General features: G+C 69.9%; 19 protein-coding genes. 12 read left to right on the forward strand and 7 right to left on the reverse strand.

What is annotated here, in order from left to right; translation table 11 throughout:
• Positions 1-418 precede the first annotated feature (418 nt).
• The 6 genes from VF632_RS07870 to VF632_RS07895 all read left to right on the forward strand — a co-directional run bounded on the left by VF632_RS07870 (position 419) and on the right by VF632_RS07895 (position 7,941).
• The gene (locus tag VF632_RS07870) at positions 419-1,924 is read left to right on the forward strand and encodes a DASS family sodium-coupled anion symporter (RefSeq protein ID WP_331022324.1); all 1,506 of its coding nucleotides are present in this window, start codon (positions 419-421) and stop codon (positions 1,922-1,924) included.
• A gap of 682 nt (positions 1,925-2,606) precedes the next feature.
• Positions 2,607-3,284 carry a hypothetical protein gene (locus tag VF632_RS07875; protein ID WP_331022325.1) on the forward strand — a complete coding sequence of 226 codons (678 nt, stop codon included), beginning with the start codon at positions 2,607-2,609 and terminating at the stop codon, positions 3,282-3,284.
• A 5-nt stretch (positions 3,285-3,289) separates the two neighbouring features.
• Positions 3,290-4,339 carry a hypothetical protein gene (locus VF632_RS07880; protein ID WP_331022326.1) on the forward strand — a complete coding sequence of 350 codons (1,050 nt, stop codon included), beginning with the start codon at positions 3,290-3,292 and terminating at the stop codon, positions 4,337-4,339.
• A gap of 70 nt (positions 4,340-4,409) precedes the next feature.
• Complete coding sequence (locus VF632_RS07885; protein ID WP_331022327.1) at positions 4,410-6,224, forward strand: OmpA family protein; 1,815 nt, start codon at positions 4,410-4,412, stop codon at positions 6,222-6,224.
• Between the two features lie 96 nt (positions 6,225-6,320).
• A complete protein-coding gene (locus VF632_RS07890) occupies positions 6,321-7,106 on the forward strand; it encodes a hypothetical protein (protein ID WP_331022328.1) in 786 nt (261 codons plus the stop codon).
• Between the two features lie 4 nt (positions 7,107-7,110).
• Positions 7,111-7,941: an ABC transporter ATP-binding protein gene (locus VF632_RS07895; protein WP_331022329.1), complete on the forward strand. Its 831-nt coding sequence runs from the start codon at positions 7,111-7,113 to the stop codon at positions 7,939-7,941.
• Positions 7,942-8,015: 74 nt separating this feature from the next.
• Here VF632_RS07895 and VF632_RS07900 read toward each other — a convergent pair whose 3' ends face one another.
• A complete protein-coding gene (locus tag VF632_RS07900; protein WP_331022330.1) occupies positions 8,016-8,468 on the reverse strand; it encodes a DUF6174 domain-containing protein in 453 nt (150 codons plus the stop codon).
• Between the two features lie 728 nt (positions 8,469-9,196).
• Here VF632_RS07900 and VF632_RS07905 point away from each other — a divergent pair.
• From VF632_RS07905 to VF632_RS07915, 3 genes are read left to right on the forward strand one after another with little or no spacing between them, the layout of a single operon-like run.
• Positions 9,197-9,760 (forward strand): RNA polymerase sigma factor, encoded by a 564-nt coding sequence (locus tag VF632_RS07905; RefSeq protein ID WP_331022331.1) that lies wholly within the window; start codon positions 9,197-9,199, stop codon positions 9,758-9,760.
• On the forward strand, positions 9,747-10,310 hold the full coding sequence (locus tag VF632_RS07910; protein ID WP_331022332.1) for a hypothetical protein: 564 nt from the start codon (positions 9,747-9,749) through the stop codon (positions 10,308-10,310). Before VF632_RS07905 ends, VF632_RS07910 begins: the two co-directional genes overlap by 14 nt.
• Before the next feature lie 27 nt (positions 10,311-10,337).
• Complete coding sequence (locus VF632_RS07915) at positions 10,338-11,471, forward strand: PDZ domain-containing protein (protein ID WP_331022333.1); 1,134 nt, start codon at positions 10,338-10,340, stop codon at positions 11,469-11,471.
• Positions 11,472-11,596: 125 nt separating this feature from the next.
• On the opposite strand, the gene VF632_RS07920 is transcribed toward VF632_RS07915, so the two are convergent.
• The 3 genes from VF632_RS07920 to VF632_RS07930 form a co-directional block, all read right to left on the reverse strand.
• The gene (locus VF632_RS07920) at positions 11,597-12,700 is read right to left on the reverse strand and encodes a copper oxidase (RefSeq protein ID WP_331022334.1); all 1,104 of its coding nucleotides are present in this window, start codon (positions 12,698-12,700) and stop codon (positions 11,597-11,599) included.
• Between the two features lie 304 nt (positions 12,701-13,004).
• Positions 13,005-13,910 carry an Hsp33 family molecular chaperone HslO gene (gene hslO, locus VF632_RS07925; RefSeq protein WP_331022335.1) on the reverse strand — a complete coding sequence of 302 codons (906 nt, stop codon included), beginning with the start codon at positions 13,908-13,910 and terminating at the stop codon, positions 13,005-13,007.
• Between the two features lie 396 nt (positions 13,911-14,306).
• Positions 14,307-15,908 carry a D-aminoacylase gene (locus VF632_RS07930; protein WP_331022336.1) on the reverse strand — a complete coding sequence of 534 codons (1,602 nt, stop codon included), beginning with the start codon at positions 15,906-15,908 and terminating at the stop codon, positions 14,307-14,309.
• 157 nt (positions 15,909-16,065) lie between these two features.
• On the opposite strand from VF632_RS07930, the gene VF632_RS07935 reads away from it, so the two are divergent.
• The 3 genes from VF632_RS07935 (at position 16,066) to VF632_RS07945 (ending at position 20,653) form a co-directional block, all read left to right on the forward strand.
• Positions 16,066-18,246, forward strand: coding sequence for a penicillin acylase family protein (locus VF632_RS07935; RefSeq protein ID WP_331022337.1), 2,181 nt, complete (start codon positions 16,066-16,068; stop codon positions 18,244-18,246).
• A 461-nt stretch (positions 18,247-18,707) separates the two neighbouring features.
• A complete protein-coding gene (locus VF632_RS07940; protein ID WP_331022338.1) occupies positions 18,708-19,472 on the forward strand; it encodes a hypothetical protein in 765 nt (254 codons plus the stop codon).
• A 287-nt stretch (positions 19,473-19,759) separates the two neighbouring features.
• Positions 19,760-20,653: a cytochrome c gene (locus VF632_RS07945; RefSeq protein ID WP_331022339.1), complete on the forward strand. Its 894-nt coding sequence runs from the start codon at positions 19,760-19,762 to the stop codon at positions 20,651-20,653.
• Between the two features lie 99 nt (positions 20,654-20,752).
• Here the strand turns inward: VF632_RS07945 and VF632_RS07950 are convergent, their stop codons facing one another.
• The 3 genes from VF632_RS07950 to VF632_RS07960 all read right to left on the reverse strand — a co-directional run bounded on the left by VF632_RS07950 (position 20,753) and on the right by VF632_RS07960 (position 24,207).
• The gene (locus VF632_RS07950) at positions 20,753-21,232 is read right to left on the reverse strand and encodes an Hsp20/alpha crystallin family protein (protein WP_331022340.1); all 480 of its coding nucleotides are present in this window, start codon (positions 21,230-21,232) and stop codon (positions 20,753-20,755) included.
• 222 nt (positions 21,233-21,454) lie between these two features.
• Positions 21,455-23,779 (reverse strand): PAS domain S-box protein, encoded by a 2,325-nt coding sequence (locus VF632_RS07955; RefSeq protein ID WP_331022341.1) that lies wholly within the window; start codon positions 23,777-23,779, stop codon positions 21,455-21,457.
• Entirely contained in the window at positions 23,776-24,207 is a 432-nt protein-coding gene (locus tag VF632_RS07960; protein ID WP_349263983.1) for a response regulator, read from the reverse strand. Before VF632_RS07960 ends, VF632_RS07955 begins: the two co-directional genes overlap by 4 nt.
• Positions 24,208-24,250: the final 43 nt, after the last annotated feature.

Raw genomic sequence — 24,250 nt, forward strand, 5'->3', positions numbered from 1 at the left:
GAGTAGATCGGAACGGAGTGGACGCACGATAGTGTTCACTGCGTTCACCGCACAAGCCTTTCGTCACCTGGCCGATTGCGGTTTGTGCGTTGGCGGATAACGAGTTGGATGATGATAAAAGGAGCCGAACCCACCCACTCCGCACAGCAGGATCGTGCGCGGTGGGCGCGGGGGTGGTTCGGTGCGGGGGCGGCGTGGGGTGCACGCCGGAAACACCGAAGCGCGATCGAATTCTCCCTCTCCCCCGCTTGCGGGGGAGAGGGCCGGGGAGAGAGGGCGGCCAGGGGCATGGGCCGGGACCAGTCGAAGCGCACTCTTCCGCTCAGCCGGGGAGCCGCCAGCAGGGGCCGCCTGCGAGCGCCGCCCCTGCCGACGAATTCCCTGGCCCGGTCAGCCGAGGCGCGCTATCGTGGCGTGCATGGAATCCGCCGAAACCGAAGTCGCCGACACGCTGACCCGCCGCGCCAGGCTGGGGCTGGTGCTGGGCCCCGCGCTGTTCGCGCTGATGCTCGCCATTCCGGCGCCGGAAGGCCTGAGCGCCGCGGGGTGGCGCGTGGCCGCCACGGGCGTGCTGATGGCGGTGTGGTGGGTCACGGAGCCCATCCCCATTCCCGCGACGGCGCTGCTCCCGCTGGTGCTCTTTCCGCTACTGGGGGTGTCGGGCATCCAGGAGGCAGCCAGCCCGTACGCCAATGAGCTGATCTTCCTGTTCATGGGCGGGTTCATGCTCGCCCAGGCCATGCAGCGCTGGGGGCTTCACCGCCGCATCGCGCTCGCCGTCCTTTCCGCGGTGGGAACGCGGCCGGCGGCGCTGGTGGGCGGCTTCATGCTGGCGACGGCGTTCCTCAGCATGTGGGTGAGCAACACCGCCACGGCCGTGATGATGCTGCCCATCGGCCTGTCCGTCGTGCAGCTGGTGCAGCGCGGAGCGGCGGAAAACACGCGTTCAGACCTGCCGGGCGCGCTGATGCTGGGCATCGCCTACGCCGCCAGCATCGGGGGATTCGCGACGCTGATCGGCACGCCGCCCAACGCCCTGCTCGCGGGGTTCGTCCAGCAGACGTACGGAATCCGGGTCGGCTTCGCGCAGTGGATGATGGTGGGCGTGCCGATGATGCTGGTTCTGCTGCCGTTCACCTGGCTGCTGCTGACGCGCGTGGTCTACCGGGTGAACGAGCCGGAGATTCCCGGCGGGCGCGAGCTGATCGCGGCGGAGATGAAGTCGCTGGGGCCGGTCTCCACGCCGGAGCGCGTGGTGGCGGTGGTGTTCGGGCTGGCGGCGCTCGCGTGGATCTTCCGGCCGCTTCTGGAGACGGCCGTCCCAGGCGCCGAGCTGTCGGATGCGGGAATCGCCATCACCGCCGCGCTCGTGCTGTTCCTGGCCCCGGTGAACCTGGCGCGCGCCGAGTTCGTGCTCGACTGGCAGTGGGCCGGGCGGCTGCCGTGGGACGTGCTTCTGCTGTTCGGTGGGGGGTTGAGCCTGGCGGATGCGCTGACGAGGACCGGCGTGGCGAAGTGGATCGGCGCGGGGCTGTCGGGGCTGGGCTCGCTCCCCACGCCGTTGCTGGTGCTGCTGGTGTGCGCGACGATCGTCTTTTTGAGCGAGATCGCCAGCAACACGGCGACGGCCGCCGCGTCCCTGCCCGTGGTGGGATCGCTGGCGCTGGGCGTGGGCGAGAACCCGCTGCTGTTCGTGGTGCCGGCCGCGCTGGCCGCCAGCTGCGGGTTCATGCTCCCCGTGGCCACGCCGCCCAACGCCATCGCCTACGCCACGGGGCACGTGTCGGTGCCCCGAATGGCGCGCGCCGGGCTGCTGCTGGACCTTATGGGGATCGCGGTGATCCTCGTCGTGGCCTACACTTTCCTGCTCTGGGCCTTCGGGGTGCAGCCGGGCGTGCTTCCGCCATGGGCGGCGCCGCGGTAGGAGTCCCCTCCCCCGGCCCCTCCCCGCACGAACTGCGTGCGGAGAGAGGAGAACTTCGATCGGGGTTCGACGGGTTCAGTGCGGGCCGCGGCGCCCCCCATCCCCAGCCCTTCCCCCGCAAACAGCTGCGGGGGAAGGGAGCCAGCCCGGTGCTCGAGGCCGGCTGCGCGCACCCTGCTGGCGCTTGCAGTCCGCGAAGGCGGACTTCGTGACGTTCCAGCCGCGACTTTAGTCGCCCCAGCAGGGCCGAGGCCGGACGGGAGGTGCGCCTGCGCCCCAGGATGACAGGGTGCACGGAGGGCCCACGGCCTTGCCAGCGGCGCACCCGGCGTTTAAAATCCAACCGAGAATGCACTTACCGCTCCGGCCGCCGCCTGCCTCCAACCAGGCTCCAGGCGTGCCGGGGTGCTGCGTTTTCGCTCGTCGGCACCGGGGGCGCACGGTATCCCCAATCAGCCCTGATCTCCCGCATATCACACGACACGCCCGGTCCGCTGACGGCCGGCGTACCCATACCTTCGAAACTCTCCGGCGACGCAACCCGTAGACACGCCACGTCTTGCGGCCATCCGAGCGACGATGGCCGTGCCCGGCAGCCGGGCGTGCCGTCACGGCGAACGCATCGCGCACCCTCACCCCCGCAGGAGCGGCCCCGGGCCCAGCCCGGACCGGCGACAGACCGATGAAGGACATCCTCGACAAGATCAAGGACGTGGGCAAGGACGCCCTGGGCACCTTCGTGGAGTTCGAGCCCGAAGACGAGGCCCGTCCGTCCGCACAGCCCCGTGCCGCCGCGCCCGCGCCGGTGGCCGGGCCGGCCATCCCGGCGCCCGCCGCGTCCACCGTCGTCCCGGCGGGCGAAGCGGACCCCGAGTTCGTCGCGGGGCTGCAGTCCGCCGTGCAGGCCAGCGGCAAGGCCGCCTACACCCACTTCCGCACCCTGTACGGCGCCCTCGCCGCCGTGGGCGACGACCGCCAGCGCACGCAGCTGGCGCTTTCGGCCGCGGGCGCCAGCAACGGCATCACCGCGCAGCAGGTGGCCGAGGCCATCGACGACCGCCTGCGCATCCTGGCCGGCGAGCGCGGTGCGTTCGACAAGGCCGTGCAGGCCGAGACCACGGGCACCATCGGCAGCACGCAGAAGGAGATCGACAGCACCCGGGCGGCCATCACCCGCAAGGTGGAGGAGATCCAGCAGCTGGAAGCGAAGCGTGCCGAGCTGGAAAAGTCCATTGCAGAGGCTCGTGCGTCCATCGACGCCAACTCCGCCCGGTTCGCCGCCTCGTACGCCGTGGTCGAGGCCGAGCTGGCCGCCGAGCGCGCGCGCATCGCGCCGTTCCTCACCCCCACCGCTGGTTGACGCCCATGAGCGAAGCATCCCCGTCCGGCACCGGCAAGCGCACCTTCTGGCAGCGGCCGGAAGGCAAGGTCGGCATGGGCATCCTGGCCGGCTTCTCGGCCCTCATGGCATGGGGGTTCATCAGGATCCTGCCCGCGCTGATCCAGATCGCCGAGAACACGCTGTACCTGTCGTTCCTGCTGGGCGCGCTGGCGCTGGTGTACTGCATGGTGTTCGTGTGGGAGCGCCCGCGAACGCTGCTGTTCTACGGGCTGCAGATGATCAGCCGCTGGGTGACGGGCAACTTCGTGGAGCTGGACCCGGTGGCCATTCTTCACTCGTTCGTGAAGCAGATGAAGAAGCGCCGCGAGGTGATCCAGGACCGCTTGGGGCGCATCGTGGGCGTGCGGCGGATGCTGGAGGCCAAGGTGGCCAAGAGCGAAAAGGAGCGGCAGCAGGCCCTGCGCCTGGCCGCGGCCGCCCGGGGCACGGGTGACGACGACGGGCTGAACGCGCACGCCGAGATCGCCGCGCGCCGCGCGCGGGACATCGAGGAGTACGAGGCCATGAAGGGCCAGATGAACAACATCGAGGCCCTGATGCAGCGCGTCCTTCGCCGTGCCGACTACCACATCCAGACGGCCGAGGACGAGGCGCACCAGCTGGAAGACAAGCACGAGATCACCGGCGCCGTGCAGGCCGCCACCACCGCGGCGCAGGGCATCTTCGGCGACAGCGACCTGGCCGAGGTGCGCGACATGGCCGCCGAGCGCATTCGCGACGACTACGAGAAGAGGCTGGGCGAGCTGCAGACGCTGATCGACCTGACGGACTTCGACCACGCGGTAGACCTGCAGCAGATGGCCTTCCGGCAGGACGGCCTGGCGCAGCTGGCCGAGGCCGAAAAGAAGGTGTCGGCGGCCGAGCTGGCGGACCCGGGCAAGGGCGCCGCGCCGGCGCTGGGCGCGGGCGACCCGCTGGGCGGCTTCAGCACCAACCTTCCCGGCGCCGCGCCCATCGGCGCCAACCCGGAAGACCGCTGGCGCGGCAAGATCCGTGGGCGGCAGGGCGGCTGACCGCCGCAGGTAGGGCCGGCCGCGCGCGTGCGCGGCCGGAAGCAGGTACCCCTGAACTCGTACTCTTTCCATGCGCTTGACTTCGACGGGCCAGAAAACCGTCCGCGTGCTGGGCGGACTGGTCGTGATCCTGATGGTGGGGCTGGGCCTTCGCTACATGGCCCAGAACGGCTACGGGCGCGGCATCCTGCGCTCGTTCGTCCCCGACAAGGTGGAGGGCCTGGAAGGCGCCACCGAGCAGAGCCGGAGCAACGCCGCCTTCGCCGGGCTTCCCAGCGACAAGCCGGCCGCGCTTCCCGGCGCCCCCGAGGTGCGCATCAATTTCTGGGCGTGGAACAGCCAGATGGGGTGCCTGTACGCCAACGGCGGCCCGGTGACCACCGAGGGCTCGCTGATGGCCAAGCAGGGGGTGAAGACGCTGATCAGCCGGCAGGACGACAACAGCCAGCTGATGGCCGAGCTCACCAAGCTTGCGCAGGGGCTGCACTCCGGGCAGGCCCAGCCGCGCGACGGCATCCACTTCATCGGCATCATGGGCGACGGCGCGGGGGCCTTCCTGTCGGCGCTCAACGGCCAGCTGGTGGAAAGCTTCGGCCCGGAGTACCGGGCGGAGATCGTGGGCTCGTGCGGCTACTCGCGGGGCGAAGACAAGCTGATGGGGCCGCAGAAGTGGCGCGACAACCCGCAAAGCATGCGGGGCGGGCTGGTGGCCGGGGTGCTGCGCGACGGCGACTGGAACATCGCCCAGCGCTTCATGGGCGACAACAACATCCCCAACAATCCCGACGAGCGCACGTACGATCCCGACGCCGTCAACTGGGTGAACACCAGCAGCTACGTGGACGCGGCGGAGAAGTACGTGGCCGGCTACTGCGAGGAGCGCCCGGTGGTGCAGGAAGGCCGGCGCACGGGCGAAACCAAGCGCGTGTGCGTGGACGGCATCGTCACCTGGACCCCGGCCGACGTCACCGCGGCGCGCGAGCGCGGCGGGCTGGTGTCCGTGGTTTCCACCAAGGAGTACAGCTCGCAGATGCCGCACGTGCTGATCGGCATCCGCAAGTGGAACCAGCAGAACCGCCCCACGGTCGAAAAGGTGCTGCAGGCCTTCATGGAGGGCGGCGACCAGGTGCTGGCCCACCCGCAGGCGCTGACGCGCGCGGCCGAGATCAGCCAGGAGATCTACCAGGAGAAGGGCGCCGACGCGGCGTTCTGGGAGCGCTACTACCGCGGCGTCACCGAGCCCGACAAGCAGGGAATCCCGGTGGAGCTGGGCGGAAGCAAGGCCAACAACCTAGGCGACAACCTGCTGCTCTTTGGCCTGGCGCCGGGGAGCACACCGGAAACGAGCCGCTTCCGCGCCACGTACACCGTGTTCGGAAAGATCGTGCGCCAGCAGTACCCCGACCTCGTGCCCAGCATCCCGGAGTACGACAGCATCGTCGACGTCAGCTACCTGCGCGCGGTCGCGGCGCGGGCGGGCGGCACGGGCGGCCAGGCCGAGACGCAGAAGTTCGAGGGCACCGGCCCGGTGACGCGCGTGGTGGGCCGGCGCAACTACCAGATCACCTTCGCCACCGGCGCGGCCGAATTCACGCCGCAGGGCGAAAAGCAGCTGCAGGAGCTGTTCGACGCGCTGTCCATCAACTCGCTGGCGGTCGAGGTGCACGGCCACACCGACAACACGGGTGACGCGGCCGCCAACCAGCAGCTGTCCGAAGACCGCGCGCTGGCGGTGAAGCAGTGGCTGGAGCGCCGCTCGGCGGCCACCTTCCCGCCGGGCCGCGTGCGGGTGTTCGCCCACGGGGCCACCCAGCCAGTGGAGAGCAACCGCACCGAGGCCGGCCGGGCGGCCAACCGCCGCGTGGAGATCGTGATCGGCAGCTGACGGGAAAGTACCGAGTGCCGAGTACCAGGTGCCAACACGGCCCGGTACTTCGGCACCTGGTACCTGGCACTTCTTCTCACATTCGCACTCACGCCGATGCCTGCCCTTGGACCCGCGCTGCGCCCCAACCAGTGGGTGCCGGCCAGCGCGTACTGGATGCTCGTCGCGCTGTGGACGCTGTTCGTTCTCGTGGCCTGGCTCCTGGCCCCCGCCTTCTTTCCCGGCCCGGGCCGCGTGTGGGCGGCCATGCAGGCGCTGACGGCCCAGCAGGGGCTGATCGCCGAGCTGGCCACCAGCCTGGCCCTGTTCGCCGAGTCGCTGCTCATCGCCACCGTGCTGTCGCTGGGGCTGGCCTACCTGACGGTGGTGGCCGCGGTACGGCCCATCATCGTGGCGCTCACCCGGGCGCGCTTCCTGAGCCTGGTGGGTCTCACCTTCGTCTTCACCATGATGGTGGGCGGCGGGCACCCGCTGAAGGTGTGGCTGCTGGTGTTCGGCATTTCCGCCTTCTTCTTGACGTCGATGGTGGACGTGGTGGCGCAGGTGCCGCGCGAAAAGCTGGACCACGCCCGCACGCTGCGGATGGGCGAGTGGCGGGTGGTGTGGGAGGTGATCGTGCTGGGGCAGATGGGCGCCGCGCTCGACGTGCTGCGCCAGAACGCCGCCATCGGCTGGATGATGCTGACGATGGTGGAGGGCATCAGCCGCAGCGAGGGCGGCATCGGCGCCCTGCTGATGGACCAGAACAAGCACTTCAACCTGGCCGCCATCATCGCCGTGCAGATCGTCTTTCTCCTGGCCGGCTTTTGCCAGGACGCGTTCCTGGCCTGGCTGAAGGCCACGGTGGTGCCGCACGCCGCCCTTACCGTCGCGCGGAGGTAGGGCCATGAGCACGAGCCTTCCCTACGAGCGCAAGGGCGTCCTGCTGGACCTGCAGGGCATCGAGGTGCACCGCGGCGGCGTTCCCGTGCTGCGCGACCTGAACGCGCAGGTGCTCGACCTCGTTCGCCCCGGCATGCAGCAGGGGCAGGTGGTGGGGCTGCTGGGGCCGTCGGGCGTGGGCAAGACCACGCTCTTCCACGTCCTCGCCGGACTGCTGCGCCCCGACAAGGGCACGGTGAAGGTAGGTGACAAGGGCGTTCCCGCGGCGCCGGGCCTGGTGGGCGTGGTGGCACAGAACTACGTGCTGTTCGAGCACCGCTCGGTGCTGGGCAACCTGGTGATCGCCGCGCGCCAGGCGGGGATGGACCGCAAGCAGGCGCACGAGGCGTCGATGAAGTACCTGGAGCGCTTCGGCCTGGCGGCGCACGCGGAAAAGTTTCCGCTCCAGCTTTCGGGCGGGCAGCGGCAGCGCGTGGCCATCGCGCAGCAGCTGCTGTGCTCCGAGCTGTACCTGGTGATGGACGAGCCGTTCTCAGGCCTGGACGTGATCCAGCAGGAGAACGTGCAGAAGCTGATCCTGGAGGTCAGCCGCACGCACGACCACAACACCATCATCGTGGTGACGCACGACGTCTCCGCCGCGGTTGCCGTCTCCGACACCATCTGGCTGATGGGGCGCGACCGCGACGCGGCAGGCAACGCGATCCCCGGCGCGCGCATCGTGGAAACGATCGACCTGATCGAGCGCGACCTGGCGTGGCAGCCGGACATCCGCACACGTCCGGGCTACATCGAGCTGGTGAACGAGATCAAGGCGCGCTTCCACACGCTCTGATCCGCGGGAGGGAACGGCGAACGGGGACGCGCGATGGTGATCGTGCGTCCCCGTTCTCGTTTCCCCACGCCGGGCTACAGCTTCGTGAAGCCCTCGACCAGGAACCCGTGCTCTTCGTCGATGGCGTTCTCCATGGGATCGATGGCGGCGAGCAGCGGCAGGCCCAGGGTGGCGTCGTAGGTTGCGTCCACGTCGTCGGCGCCGGTGTCGAACGCCTGCTCCAGGACGGCGAACAGCTCCTCGACGGTGTCGTAGCGCGCGAAGGCAGACATGGGAAGGTGCTGCGGCCCGCCCTCCGCCGGCTGCACGGAAACGGGAACGCCGTCCCGAACCTCGACAAGTGCCGAGCCGCCGAGCAGCCCGCCGGTGATCCTGACGGTCATGCGGTAGTCGTCTATGCCCTGCGCGTTCCACACCTGCCGGCTCCTTTCCATCCGCGCCTCCTCGTCCGCGAGGGTCGGGTTGCCGGAGCACGCGGAAAGCGTCACGATGGATGCGATGGCGGCGGTACGACGAAGCAGATTCATGGGGTCTCTCTGGCGCGAGTGGTTCGATCACTGTCGCATGGAGAACGCCCGTGTGGCGGAACGTGTGACGGCGGGAACGCGGTGTCATCCTGAGGCGCAGGCGCACTGGACCGGCCCGTACCTCATTCTTTGCGCGCCGATGGATCTAGCCTGCGCCACTTTTCAGCCTGGGCGCGATAGCGAGCACCCAAGCCCGAGACGCGTCCGTGGGGGGCCCCTCCCCCAGCCCCTCCCCCGGCAAACTGCGCCGGGAGAGGGGAGAACTGCAGCCGGGGTACGATGGAGTGCCGGTGCATGCCTTGGGAGCCCCCTCCCCCCGGCCCCAGTCCCCCGCTTCGCAGGGGAGGGGGAGACCTTATCCAGCTGCCTTGCTGTCGATGAACCTCGAAAATGAGCCAAGGTCAACGAACTCGCCACGTTCCGCTTCACCGAATGCACGCCGCATCGATTCGCGCACAAGGTTATCGCCCCACAGCCATGCCTCGTCGCGCGTGACTAGCCTGCTCGGAGGCTGAGGTCCGAGTTGGTGAACGGCGTCAGATTCCATTCTGCGATGCCGTCAAGGGTGATCGCTCGTGTGATGCTGGACAGTAGGCTGACCGACCGATCCGCGGAAGGGGTGTCGAAGGCCGCAGCCGCGGATGAATACCGTACCTCGCCTCCGTCCTTCTGCACTAACGCACTTCCCCGATGCAACCAATCCCGCGCGCCGCGCCACTCAGTATCGCATGAGAGCCGAAACGCCCGCGGTACCCGACCATGCGCTCGCACAGGCGCTTCTCCTCCGGGGGGACGAACGTGCCTTTCGCGAGCTGTACACCCGCCACACGCCGCGGCTGTTCCAGTTCGTGCTGCGCATCGTGGGCGGCGCGGAGCACGACGCCGAGGACGTGGTGCAGGAAACGTGGATCCGCGCCACCGAGGCGCTGCCCACCTTCCGCTGGGAGGCGGCGTTCGGCACCTGGCTGACGGGAATCGGGCTGAACGTGGCGCGCGGGCTGTTGCGGAAGCAGGGGCGGTGGGAGCTGCCGATGGAGCCGGGGACGCCCGAGCCCTTCCGCCCGCCTCCCAGCGATGGCGACCGCATCGACCTGGAGCGGGCGATCGCCCTGCTCCCCGCGGGACAGCGCGCCGTGCTGGTGCTGTACGACGTCGAGGGCTTCACGCACGACGAGATCGCGGAGCGGCTGGGCATCGCGCCCGGCACGTCCAAGAGCCAGCTCTCCCATGCACGCAGGGCGCTCCGGCGCATGCTGGAGCCCGTACACGAGGGACGACATGAGCACGCCTGACCATCACGACGACGACGAACTGCCGCCCGAGCTGCGGAGCGCGCTGCAGGACCTGCCCCGCGAGCGCCAGCCGGGGCGGCTGCTGGAAGAGCGCACCGTACGGGCCCTGCGCGAGCACGGGGTGATCGAGGCCGCGGCGCCGCGCCGGGGAATCCGCCGCCTTCCCGCCTCGTGGCTGGGCGGGGCGGTGGCGGCCAGCCTGGCGCTGTTCGCCAGCGGCATGGCCGTGGGGCAATGGATGGGCACGCGCGCCACGGCCGAGGTGGTGAGCGCCGTGCAGGCGGAGAACTCCCGCAACACGGCCATGCTGGTGCAGCAGACGGGGACGGCGTACGTGCAGGCGCTGTCGAAGCTGGCGACGACGCGGGACAGCGGGGCCCACGCGGCGCAGGGGCGGGAGGTGGCCGTGCAGATGCTTCGCGCGGCGGCGGACGAGCTGGTGCGGATCGCCCCGGACGATCCGGTGGCCAGCGCCGTCCTGGCGGGGTTCCAGAAGGCCGACACCACCAAGGCCGCAGCGGGCGACAAGCAGCGCGTGGTCTGGTTCTGAAAACCAACGACACACGGGGATGATCCCATGAGCTCGAGATATGGATTTGCGGCGGCGATGGTGGCCGCGACGATGCTGGCGTCGGCACCCTGCGGTGCGCAGGCGGGCGGCTGTGGCGAGAACGGCCGCGGCGTGCGGGTGGCGGACCTGGGATTCACCGGGATGAGCGGGGCACCCATCTCCACGCGCATCGACGATGGACACGCCCACACCACGTTCGAGGGCGAGCCCCGGATCAGCGGTGTCCGTGCGAACGGGCCGCTGCGCGACGGCGACGTGCTGGTGGCGGTGGACGGGCAGCTGATCACCACCCGTGAAGGCGGGCGGCGCTACTCGTCCATCGACCCCGGCGAGCGCGTGCGGCTCTCGGTTCGTCGTGGCGGACGGGTGCAGGACGTGACCGTTACCGCGGGCGAGCGGTGCATGCGGCTGCCGACGCCTCCGCGCCCCCCCACTCCCCCGCGTCCTCCCGCAGCCCACGCTCCACCCGCGCCTCGTGCACCGGGCGCGCCGCCCCGGCCTCCCGCACCCCCGCGGCCGGGCGCCGTGCGAGGGGAGCATCCGCCCACGCCGCCGCACGCGCCGGCTGCCCCGCGCGCACCCGACGCTCCGCACGCACCCGACGCGCCCCCGGCTCCGCCTGCCCCTCCGGCGCCGCCGCCGCCGCCGGAGATCATGCCCGACGGGTGGTTCGGGTTCGGGATGCGGTGCAACAACTGCGGGATCAGCGAGAACAACGGGGTGCGCAGCTTTCGCTTTCGCGAAACGCCCAGCGTGGTGAGCGTGGAGCCCGGCACCCCGGCTGCGCGCGCCGGAATGCGCCGCGGCGACCGGCTGACGCACGTGGACGGCGTGCCGCTGACCAGCGAGGCGGGATGGCGGCGGTTCGGGGCCATCCAGCCGGGCCAGCAGGTACGGTGGACGTACACGCGCGGCGGCCAGTCGCACCAGGCCACGATGGCGGCCCTGCGGCGCCCCGACGCCGGGCGCGCTCCCCGCGCCGGCGGCTCCGAGGCCGGGCGCCTGCGCTACTCCGGCAACGTGGGCGACGCCCAGGTGGAAGTGCGCGGCGCGCCGGTGAACGTGAGCACCGATCCGCGCACCGGCGAAACCATCATCCGCAGCGCCGACGTCACCGTGCGCATCCGCCCACGCGGCTGAAGGATCGTAGAAGAGCATCACGCAGAGGGCGCAGAGAAAAGGGAGAGGACGCAGAGAACCGAACGATGTTCTCTGCGTCCTCTCTGTCTTCTCTGCGTCCTCTGCGTGAAACTGCAGTTCGTTTCCTACTTCTCCACGATCAGCGCCGTCACCATGCCGAACATGCCGTTGGGCGTTTCGGCGTGCGGCAGGATGTGGCAGTGGAAGGCCCACACGCCGGGGTTGTCGGCCTCGATCATCACGTCCCAGCGCTCGCCCGGCGCCACGTTCAGCGTATCGCACTTCCACGGCATCGGCTGCGGGTAGCCGTCCTTGTCGATCACCGTCATGTGCATGCCGTGCAGGTGCATGGGGTGAATCATCATCCCCTCGTTCATGAAGCGCACGCGCACCCGCTGGCCCAGCTTGCACACGATGGGCTCCGTGGCGGGAAAGCTCTTGCCGTTGAGCGTGTAGCCGTGGCTGCCGTCGTTGATCACCATCACGTAGTCCACGTCGGCGCGTTCGATGGCGCGCGGCCGGCGGGGGAGGATGAGGAAGGCGCCCAGCAGCCCCTTGCCCACCTGCTCGGCCGCGTTGTGGTGCGAGTGGTACATGTGCGAGCCCGCATTCTTCGCGGTGAACTCGTACGTGTACGTATCGCCCGGCTTGATGGGCGGCTGCGTGATGAAGGGCACGCCGTCCTGGTCGTTGGGCGTGATTACGCCGTGGAAGTGCACGGCGGTGGACTGCTCCAGCTGGTTCTTGATGATCACGCGCACCCTGTCGCCTTCCGTGACGCGGATCTGGGGACCGGGCACCTGGCCGTTGTAGGCGAAGGCCTCCACGAGCTTTCCGGGCTCGATCTCCCACTGCAGCTTGGACGCGGTGATCTCGAACACCTTCACCCCGTTCTCCACCCGGGGCTGAAGGATCTGGTTGCCCTTGCCCTCGGTCTTGGCCGGGAACGACTTGATGCCGGCCTCGTGGTGCTTGTCCATCTCGTCGGCCGCGGCGCGAATCTCGGCCGGGGTGCGCGGATGGGCCGCGGTGGTGCCGCCGCTGTGGTTGCTGTCGGCGTGCGGCCCCGCGGCGGGGGCGGCGGCCGCCGCGGGCTTGGGAGCCTCCTCGGATTTGCAGGCGGCGAGCGCCGCCGTGGCCACCGGCACCGCGATGCCGAGCGAGGCCACGCGCAGGAAATCGCGCCGCGAAGGGGTGGCGGGCTTGTCGGTGATGTTCTGGGCGCTCATGGCTGCTTGCTTTCTCGATCGGGTTTGCGACCCGCACACCGCGGGTGAACGCCGAGAAACCTACGAGTGCAGCCATCTGCGGACCGTCAGCGCACGGAGGAACGCCCGCCATACTTTTGCGGATTCTCCAATCGGCAGAAGTATGGCGGAGCCGACTTTCGTGTGGGGAAGATTCTGACAAGAGCCTCACGCAGAGGGCGCAGAGATGAAAGAGAGGACGCAGAGAACAACGTTCAGTTCTCTGCGTCCTCTCCCTTTTCTCTGCGTCCTCTGTGTGAAACCGCCGTTTGACGGAGCCAGCGAATCAGTCGCGGGATCGATCGAGGATGCCCTGCATCTCGTGCGGCGAAAAGTGGTACGCCTCGTTGCAGAAGTGGCACACCACCTCGGTGTAGGGCTGGTCTTCTTCGTCGATGATCCGCTGGATCTCGCCGCTGCCCAGGCTTACGATGGCGCCCTCGAACCGCTGCCGCGAGCAGGGGCAGTTGAACGAGATGGGATAGCGGTCGCCGAAGGTGTAGCCCTCGGGAAACAGCATGTCCAGGATCTGCTCGGGGGTGGTGCCCTGGCGGATCATGGTGGTGGGATGGGGAAGCGCCGCCGCGCGCTGCTCGATCTCCACGATCTCTTCGTCCGAAACGCCGGGAAGCAGCTGCACCATGTATCCGCCCGCCGCGTCCACCGTCAGGTCGGGGTTCACGAACACGCCGATGCCAACGGCGGACGGCGTCTGCTCGCTCTTGTACATGTAGTACGCCAGGTCTTCGCCGATCTCGCCCGAAAGCAGCTCCACCATCCCCTGGTAGGTTTCGCGCATTCCCAGGTCGCGCGTCACCGACACGTAGCCGTCGGTGCCCACCACGCCCGCCACGTTCAGCTTGCCGCTGGCGTGGTGATCGGCGTGCGCATGCGGGTTGCCGACGAACCCGCGCACCTCGCCGCGGCCGTTGGCCGTCACCAGGATGCGGCGCACCGGCCCGTTGCCGCGCACGTCCACGGTCAGGGCGTGCTCCTCTTCCTTGAGCGCCGACGCCGAAAGCAGCAGCGCGCCCATGGCCGTGCGCCCGAGGGCGGCGGTGACGGCCGGATAGGTGTCGTGGCGGCGCTGAAGCTCGTTCACCACGCCGGTGGCGTTCAGCGCAAAGGCGCGCACGCGCTCGTTCAGCGCGGTGGCGCGCACCAGGTAGTCGTTGTTGGTCGTCGTCATCATCGCATCCCCAAACAGAAGCCGCGGCCGTACGTGAGGGCCGCGGCGCAACATCATCCGGTACAACGATTTGGGTTTTCGGTTCCCGTGCGGGCGCAGGCGGCCACCAACCCGAGGCCTCGGCTGCCGTGGGGCCCTCACCCGTCCTCGCTTAGGCTCGTCCACCCTCTCCCACAAACAGCGTGGGAGAGGGGGTACACACCAGTTCGGTGCGTCTTATCCAGACGAAGCGCGACGCTATCCATCCTGAGCCCCAGACGCACCGACCGGCCAAAGCAAGGTCGCGCACGATACCCAAACAGCCACCCGAGCAAGCCAGTCCGCGAAGGCGGACTTCGTGTGGTCGTTGCAGCGAATTCATTCGCCCGTGCAGCTCGCGGCCGCCCCACTCCTGCTGGATCAGTGGCCACGTCCAGGGTGCAGGCGAAGCGAGAGCACCCGCCCGTGCAGTTGGGATGAGAAGCGGCCCTGGTCAACCGCCGGCCGGCCGTTCACCAGCACGTGCACCATCCCCTCCGCCAGCTTGTGCGGATCGCTGAACGTCGCCGGATCGTTCACGCGGGCCAGGTCGAACACCACCACGTCGGCCGCCGCACCTTCGCGCAGCGTGCCGCGGCCGGGGATGCGGAACACCGTGGCGGGAAGCGACGTCATGCTGCGGATGGCGGCGGCCAGGTCCATCACCCCGCGCTCCACCACGTACTCGCGGATCTTGCGCGGGTAGGTGCCGTACGAGCGCGGGTGGGGAACGCCCTCGCCCATCGGCACCAGGTCGCCGTCGGACGAGGTCATCATCCACGGCTGCCGCATCAGCAGGTCCACGTCGGCGTCGAGCATGTTGAACGAAACGACGCCCGGGTTGCCGGTGCGCAGCAGCTCCAGCACCGCGTCCACCGGCTCCACCCCCCCGCGCTGGGCCACCCACAGCAGCGTCCTGCCCTCGATCGTGGGGTCCGCGCGGTGGCGGCGGAACTGGATGCGGTCTGCCCCGCCGCGCCGGTCCAGGTTGTCGAGCACCTCCACCCGCAGCCGGGCGCGCTCCGCGGGATCCCCGATGCGGCGCTGGAGGGCCGTGTCGCCGCCCGCCAGCGCCCACCGCGGCACCAGCGCGCCGCTCAGCGAGGTGGCTGACGCGGTGTACGGGTACTGGTCCGCGAACACCTCGACCCCCTCGGCACGCGCCCGGTCGATGCGGCTGACCAGCGCGCCGGAGTAGCCCCACACCCGCGGCCCCAGCGCCTTGAGGTGCGTGGCCACCACGCGAAGCCGCGCCTCGCGCCCAATGCGGATCACCTCGTCCACCGCCGCCACCAGCCCCACGTTGTAGTCTGCCTCGTCGCGGATGTGGCTGGAATAGGCGCCCCCGTAGCCGGAGACGATCCGGGACAGGTCGATCAGCTCCTCCGTCTTCGCGAAGCTCCCTGGCGCGTACCAGGGCCCCGTCGACAGGCCGAACGCCCCCTCCTCCATCCCGGCCCGCACCAGCGCGCGCATCTGGTCCATCTCGGCGGGGGTGGGCGCGCGGTCGGCCATCCCCATCACCCGCGACCGCACCGAGCCGTGCGGCACCATCTGCGCGACGTTCACGCCGATGCCGTGCGCCTGCATTTCCGCGCGCTGGCGGGCCACGTCCGTCGCCCCGCCCCCGTCGGGGTTCACCAGCACCGTGGTGATCCCCTGCGCCAGCAGCGGCTGCCCGTGGCTGAGCGCCGCCGTCGCCAGCCCCTCGCCCGCGTGGGTGTGCACGTCGATGAAGCCCGGGGCCACGTACAGCCCCGATGCGTCGATCTCCCGCGCCGCGCGCTGTCCGGAAAGGTCGCCGACGGCCACGATGCGGTCGCCCCGGATGGCGACGTCCGCCCGGTACCACGGGTTGCCGGTGCCGTCCAGCACCCGCCCGTTGCGGATGATCAGGTCGTACGGGGTCTGCGCGTGCAGCGGAAGGGCCGCGAGAAGCGCCGCGCCGGCCAGGAGCCGCCGGGTGATCGTGCCGAAGGGCATGGGGTGGTTCCAGGGAGAAGGGCAGAGCGACGATGGATCAACCCCCGGCACGGGTCCGGGTCGCGGGCGGGAAACACCTGACATTGCGGAAGCGCGTGGCGATGCACAAGATGCACGTTCCGGCCGCTACAGCCCCACCCCTCCCGAGGATCGACCGATGAAGCTTTCCACGCCGCGATGGGCGCTGGCCGCCTTCGCGCTCGCCGCGTACGCACCCGCCGCGGCCGCGCAGGCGAGCCTGGCGGACCAGGTGGAGATCCGCCGCACGGCGTACGGCGTGCCGCACATCCGGGCGGAGAACTTCCGCGCGGCGGGCTTCGGGCTGGGCTGGGTGCAGCTGGAAGACCACGGCATGCGCATCGTGCAGGGCCTGGTGCGGGCGCGGGGCGAGCTGGCGCTGCGCTACGGTGCCGACAGCCTGGAATCGGACTTCGATTTCCGCCCCGTGCACCGGCGGGCCGTGGCGACCTATCCCCTCCTGGATGCCGACACGCGCGACATGTACGACGGGTTCGCCGCCGGGGTGAACCGCTACGTGGAGCTTCACCGCTCCGAGTTTCCTGCGTGGGTGACGCCCACGTTCAGCGGCCACGACGTGCACGCGCAGGGGATGGGCGGGGGCGGCCCCGACGTCCGGCGCTTCCTGAACCGCGTCCGCGGCGAGACGCCGCGGGGCGGGGCCGCGCAGCCGGGGGCGGAGGGCGATCCGCAGGCCCCGGGCGCGGAGGACGGCTCCAACGCATGGGCGCTGGCGCCCAGCCGCACCCGGTCCGGGCGCGCCATCCTGCTGCGCAATCCGCACCTGGCGTGGTCCGCCGGCTACTACGAGGCGCACGTGACGGTGCCCGGGCAGCTGGATTTCTACGGCGACTTCCGGCTGGGCGGGCCCATCGTGCTGGTTGGCGGCTTCAACCCGTACCTGGGCTGGGCGACCACCAACAACGCGCCGGACCTGGAAGAGATCTACGCGCTGGAGGTGGATCCCACCCGTCCCGACCACTACCTCTTCGACGGCGGCTCCGTCCCCCTGCGGCGCGAGACGGAAACGGTGGAGTTCGCCAACGGCCCGGGGGTGGGCACGGTGACGCGCGAAAGCTGGACGACGCCGCTGGGGCCCGTCATCCATCGCGGCGGCGGAAAGATCTACGTGGTGCGGGCCGCGGGCGAGGACGAGTTCCGGGGCGGCGAGCAGTTCCTGAAGATGATGCGGGCCCGCAACCGCACCGAGTGGACGAACGCCGTGCGCATGCGGGCGCGGGTGACCTCCAACCTCACATACGCGGACCGCGACGGGAACATCTACTACGTGTGGAACGCCACCCACCCGGCCCTGCCGCATCCTTCCGGCGGCGACACGACCGCGATTCCCGCCACGCGGAGCACGGACGTGTGGACGCGCGTGGTCGCCTTCGACTCGCTTCCGCAGGTGCTCAATCCGCGCGGCGGATACGTGCGCAACGAGAACGATCCACCGTACCTCACCAACCTGCACCAGCCCCTGCGGCGCGAGGACTATCCCGCCTACTTTCCCGGCGGCGCGGAGCTGCGGCTGCGCAGCCAGCACTCGCTGGAGCTGCTTCACAACGACCGGAAATTTTCACTGGAAGACGTGGTGGCCGCCAAGCACAGCATGCGGATGATCCTTGCCGACCGCGTGAAGGACGACCTGCTGCGGGCCGTGCGCGCCGCCCAGCCCACGCCGGAGGTCGCCCAGGCCGCCGCCGTGCTGGAGCGCTGGGACAACACGGCGGCGGCGGAAAGCCGCGGCGGCGTGCTCTTCGAAACGTGGTGGTGGCGATACGTGCGGACGGGCCCGCAGGCCCCGCCCAGCGCCGCCTCGGTGGGCTTTCCCGTCCCCGCCGCGGCGCTCTTCGCCCGGGCGTGGACCGCCGCCGAGCCCCTGGACACCCCCCGCGGCCTGGGAGACCCGCGGCGCGCGGCCGAAGCGTTCGCCTGGGCCGTCGCCGAGGTGCAGCGGAAGTATGGCAGCGCGGACGTGGCGTGGGGCACCGTCCACCGCGTGCGCCACGGCTCGGTGGACGTGCCCGTGGGCGGGTGCAGCGGGTTCCTGGGCTGCTTCCGCGTGCTGAACTTTCGCGAGGAACCGGATGGAACGCGTACCGTCGTCGGGGGCGATGGGTGGGTGCTCGCGGTAGAGTTCACCACTCCGGTGCGCGCCTACAGCGTACTGGCATACGGCGAGAGCAGCCGGCCCGGCTCGCCGCACCACGGCGACCAGGCCGCCATGTTCGCCACCAACCGCATGAAGCCGGTCGCCTTCACCGAGGCGGACGTGGAACGCGCGACGGTGCGGCGGTACCGGCCGGGGCGAGAGTGACAATGAGGTGAGATCACGGAGTAGCCGCAACCGAAGGGGCGCGTAGCGTGTCAGATTCCCGCGACTCCCGCTACCGCCCCGTGGTTCAACGAACATTTCGCGAACGGCCGTGCAACTCCAGCCGCGCCGCGCCAAGGCCGGCGCACGTCCGTGACAGGGCCGGTTGCCACCACCGCGGATCCGTTCACAACGTCACCCGCGGTGGAGTACGACGGCTACGTAACCACAGTGTCGGAGTGCCAGCCCTACGAGCTGCAATCGGAAATCGGCGAACCCTGCGGGGGGAGGCAATATCGGGGGCGGCGAGTGGGAAGGCCCGGCGCCTGAAGAGCAAGAACCGACTGACTCATCCGTGGGTGAGAGCGCGGAGTACGTGCGAGCGAACACCGGATGAATCCTCTTTCTCCTGTTACCGGCCCGCGGGTACGGCAACGCCCACTCCGACCAGCTTCGAGGCGGAAATGCAGCACAACCCACGGGATTGGCTCCGGCCGGCAGGCACAGGATTCAGCACGCTTTCCATGCACTGCCATGTGGAATACGACCCGGTTCTCCTCGCGCGCGCGTTCCAGCGGGCCAACCCCGAAATGGCAGACCTGGTCGCGTCAGGAACGATGGCTGCCATCGTGCCGGATGGGGTCGCGGCTGCAGCCGAAGTGAGCCAGCGGTTCCGGCACGAGTGGCTGATCTGGTGGCGAAAGCCGTCCTGCTGGCGCGACGACATCGTGTGGGAAAACGGTGGCCGCATGATCAGCATCGTTTGCGACACCCTGTCGGCCTCGTACGTCTCCGCGTTGCATACCCTGTACACGAATCAACGCCCCGGAAGGCAGTGGCCGCGGCTGAGATCCCTGGTCCAGCCGCGGATCCGATACGAATTGCCGACCCTGGAGAACCGGATGGAACTCGTTCCTCTGGTCGCGCGATCATTCCTGGCCGGTAACTGGGAGCTCTCCGTCGTGGGGAAGCAGGTGTATGTGGGACGGGAAGCGGTGCGGTTACGAGCGGCACGGACGGACGGTTCCGGACCGGGGCTCTGGGACGGCGTTGATGAGTACGAGGTGCTGGTCGACGGGCGGCATGATGTCCTGCTCCGGGTGGCCGGAATCGTCGATGGCGAGGAAGCAGGGAGCTTTGCCGCGGGCGAGGTACGCTTCGACGTCGGCATTCCAGACGACGTGTTTACCTTCACCCCACCGCGGCGCACGAAGGTTGTGTGCGTCTGAGGACGCGTGACGCGGACCTGGGTGAGCGCGCGTATCTTTGTCGCGCAGCGCCGTCCGTCTGTCGAAGTAGTGCGCCAAAGCGGCGAACGTTCGGAAAGAGCCCGCCGGGGCGCCCGCTCTGTCCAATGTTCGTACGGGATCGCCCGTCAGATTTTCCTTGACCGGGGCGGAACACGCGATTACCCTTCTGCACTTCGCCGGCGTAGCAGTCCCCCGCGCCCGCCCCCCGCTCCCCCGCCGGCCATCCGGCATCCCACCCCGCAGGACCCTCCGGAGGAAACCGCTCGATGAAGAAGTGGATGAAGCGTTTGGGCATGGGCCTTGGCGGGCTTGTGGTCCTGCTGCTGGTGGCGTTGGCCGTGGCGTACGGCGCCAGCAAGAAGCGGCTCAACCAGCAGTGGGACGTCGCGGCAGCGTCGCTGAACATCACGCGCGACCCGGCGCAGGTGGCGCGGGGCAAGCACGTGGCCACCGCCGTTTCCAAGTGCACCGAGTGCCATGGCCAGGACCTCGGTGGAACGGTATTCATCGACGGCATGCCCATGGCCGTGCTGATCGCCCCAAACCTTACCGCGGGCAAGGGCGGCGTGCTGCCCCGCTACACCGACGCGCAGCTCGAGGCAGCCATCCGCCACGGCGTGCGCTCCGACAAGCGCGCCCTGCTCATCATGCCGTCGGACGAATTCCAGCACCTGAGCGACGAGGACGTCGCCGCGGTCATCGCCTACCTCCGTACGGTTCCGCCCGTGGACCGGGAGCTCGCCCCGTCCAGGGTGGGTCCGCTGGGGCATGTGCTGCTCGCCACGCGCCAGCTTCCCCTGCCCGCCGAGATCATCGACCACGCGCCCCGTACCCGCCGGGTTCCGCCGCAGGGCGTTACGCGCGAGTACGGGCAGTACCTGGTGAGCGTGGGCGGGTGCGTGGGGTGCCACACACCCAGCCTGGGTGGGGGCCCCGGCCACGGCCTGCCAGCGCCGAATATCACCCCCGGCGGGCCGATCGCCGCGTGGAGCGAGGCCGACTGGTTCAGGGCGATGCGCGAGGGCAAGCGCCCGGACGGCTCCGCCATCGACCCCCAGATGCCGTGGAAGGCGGTCGGCAGGATGACGGACGACGAGATGCGCGCCATGTGGATGTACCTGCGCACCGTGCCGCGCGTGGAGCCGCAAGCGAAGAGCTGACCCCTCGCGCCGGACGCACGAAGGCCCGCCGTGGAACCGTCCACGGCGGGCCTCGTCTATCCGGCTGTCAGGAGAAATTCCCCTGGCGCCTGGCGGAGATCAGGCGGCCTGCGACTCGTGCTCGCCCGTCTCCACGCCGATCTGCTGCTGGCCGCCCTCGCCGCCGATCTGGATCTTGCGGCGGCGGGCCTTTTCGCTCTTGGGGACGACGACGGTGAGCACGCCGTCCTCGAAGGTGGCCTGGATGGCCTCGCTGTCGACGTCGCGCGGCAGCACGAACGAGCGGGTGAAGGTGCCGTAGCGGCGCTCGGCCAGGTGGAACCGGCCCTTCTCGCCCTCGGTGCGCTCCTCGCGCTTTTCGCCGCGGATGGTGAGGACGTTGTTCTCGACGTCGATCTCGATGGCGTTGCGCTTGAGGCCCGGCATCTCGGTGACCACGCGGATCTCGCGCTCGGTCTCGACGACGTCCGTCTCGGGCGCGCGCATCAGGGTGGCGCCGTTGCCCTGCCGCCCGCCCATGAAGTTGGTGAACAGCTGGTCGAGCGGGTCGTTGAAGCGAGTGGTGGAATACATCGTCATCTGTCGTTCCTCCGGTTTGTGTAGCCCCAGCGGGCCGACGGTTGGTTCACGCACGTCGCGCAGGCACCCCGCCCGCGCGGCCGCCCCGTGCAAAGGCAACGCGCGTACCAGTTTACGTCGGTCAAAACGACAAACGGACTGCAGAAAAGACAGTGCAGAAAGACAGTGCGTGAGTGCGTTAGTGCGGAAGGGATTCACTAACGCACTTCCGCACTCACGCACTCACGCACTTCCCTTCTCCAGCGCCTCACTCACCGCGGTCCACAGCGCGTCGGGGGTGAACGGCTTCTGGATCAGCCGGAAGCGGCTTTCCAGCACGCCATGGCGGATCAGGGCGTCGTCGGTGTAGCCCGACATGAACACCACCCGCAGCCCCGGCGAAACGGCCAGCAGCTCCTCAGCCAGCTCGCGGCCGCTTCCCTCGGGCATCACCACGTCGGTCAGCAGCAGGTCGATGCGGCCGCCCGCCTGCTCGAACGCGTGTCGCGCGTCGGCGCGGCAGCGCGCGTCGAGCACCAGGTACCCTTTGCGCTCCAGGATCTTGCGGGCCAGCGTGCGCACCGCGTCCTCGTCTTCCACCAGCAGGATGGTGGCCGATCGCGGGCCGCCGTCGTCCAGCGCGTGCAGCACCGGCTCCAGGCGGTCGGGCTCGGCATTGACCGCGGGCAGGAACACCCGGAAGGTGGTGCCGCGGCCGGGCTCGCTTTCTACCCACACGTACCCGCCGCTCTGCTTGACGATGCCGTACACCGTCGAAAGCCCCAGCCCCGTGCCGTGCCCCGGCTCCTTGGTGGTGAAGAACGGCTCGAAGACGCGGGCCAGCACCTCCGGCTCCATCCCCACCCCCTCGTCCGACACCGTCAGCTGCACGTACGGGCCGGGGACCACGGAGTACGGGTAGCGGCGCGAGTCTTCTTCGGTCAGCCGCGTGTCGGCGGTCTCGATCACCAGCGAGCCCCCGCGCGGCAGGGCGTCGCGCCCGTTCACCGCCAGGTTCATGATCACCTGCTCCAGCTGGCCGGGGTCTGCCCTCACCCGCGACGCGTGGGCGCCCAGCCGGGTGACGAGGGCGACGTCCTCTCCCAGCAGCCGGGCCAGCATGCGCTCCATCTCCCGCACGCTGGCGTTCAGGTCCAGCACCTTGGGCGCCAGCATCTGCTTGCGGCTGAACGCCAGCAGCTGCCGCGTGAGCCCCGCGGCGCGGATGGAGGCGCGCTTGATCTCCATCAGGTCTTCGCGCAGCGGCCCCGTTTCCGGCGCCTCCATCAGCAGCATCTCGGCGTTGCCCTGGATGGCCGTCAGCAGGTTGTTGAAGTCGTGGGCGATGCCGCCGGCCAGGCGCCCCACCGCCTCCAGCTTCTGCGACTGGCGAAGCTGCTCCTCGCTCGCGCGCAGCTCTTCCTCCGCCTGGCGCCGGTCGGTGACGTCGTGCGAGTTCACCACCACGGCGCGGACGGCCGGGTGCTCGACCAGGTTGTAGCCCGTGCTTTCCAGGATGCGCCACCCGCCATCCGCCATCCGGATGCGGTACTCGCGCGTGACCGAGGCGCCCGGCTGGCCCAGGATGGACATGAACGCGTTCAGCACCTCGCCCACGTCTTCGGGGTGGATGAGCTCGAAAATGTTGCGCTCGTGCAGCTCGTCGTAGGTGTAGCCCAGCAGCCGCTCCACCGAGGGGCTGTGGTCGCGCACCTTGCCCTCCAGGTCCAGGCTCACCACCAGGTCCTGTGCATTCTCCATCAGCGCGCGGAAGTACGCCTCGCGGCTGGCCAGCGTGTCCTGGGCCGCGCGCCGCTCGGTGATGTCTTCGGCGATGCCGGCCGTGCGGAAGGCGGCGCCGTGCGCGTCACGGATGGGAAAGCCCCGGTCGCGGATCCAGCGGAAATCGCCATCGGGGCGGACGATGCGGTACTCCACCTCGTACGGCTCCACCGTGCCCATGACGCCCGCCAGGGCCTGGGTGTCGTCGGGGTGCAGGGACCGCAGCCACACGCCGGAGTCGGCGTACAGCTCGTCGATGGTGCGGGCCCAGATGCGCTCGTACGCGGGGCTCACGTACACGGTGCGCTCCTGGGCCAGGTCGTACAGCCAGAACACCGCGCCGATGTTTTCGGCCAGCTGCCGGAAGCGCTCCTCGCTTTCGCGCAGCGCCTGCTCGGAGCGGTGCTGCTGCACGGCGTAGCGCACGGCCCGCTCCAGCAGCAGCGGGGTGATCTCGCTCTTCACCAGGAAGTCGGCCGCGCCGGCGCGCATGGCGGCCATGTCTACCCCGTCGTCGCCCACGCCGGTCAGCAGCAGCACCGGCGGGGTGGCCGCGCGGCTCGTCAGGCGGTCCAGGAAGTCCAGCCCGCTGGCCCCGCCCAGGTAAAAGTCCAGCAGCACGGCGTCGAACGCCCCGTCGCGCAGGGCGGCGAGCCCGTCTTCCACCGTGGGCGCCCACTGCAGCTGGAACTTCACCCCCCGCGCCTCCGAAAGCAGGGCGCGGGTCAGGACGAAGTCGTCCTCGTCGTCCTCCACCAGCAGCACGCGCAGTGTCTCGGGGCTCATTCCCCCTCCCCGGCCGCGGGGGGCAGCTCCACGATCTCGATGTAGTAGCGCCCCAGCGCCTTCATGGCGCTCACCAGCCCGCCGAAGGTCACGGGCTTGGAGATGAACGAGCTGGCGCCCAGGTCGTAGCTGCGCAGCACGTCCTCTTCCGCGCGGGAGGTGGTGAGCACCACCACGGGAATGCGGCGCAGCTCGGGATGGGCCTTGATCTCGCGCAGCGCCTCGCGGCCGTCCTTTCGGGGCATGTTCAGGTCGAGCAGGATCAGCCCCGGGCGGGGGGCGGCGCCCGGGGCCGACCACCGGCCGCGCCGGTTCAGGTAGTCCATCAGCTCCTCGCCGTCTTCCACGAAGCGCAGCTCGTTGTTCAGCCGCGCCTCGGCCAGGGCGTCGGAGGCCAGCAGCCGGTCGTCGGCGTCGTCGTCGGCCATCAGGATCAACACGCGGCTCCCCTGCACAGGGGTCATGGGGTCG

Source organism: Longimicrobium sp., assembly GCF_036388275.1.
Classification (GTDB): domain Bacteria; phylum Gemmatimonadota; class Gemmatimonadetes; order Longimicrobiales; family Longimicrobiaceae; genus Longimicrobium.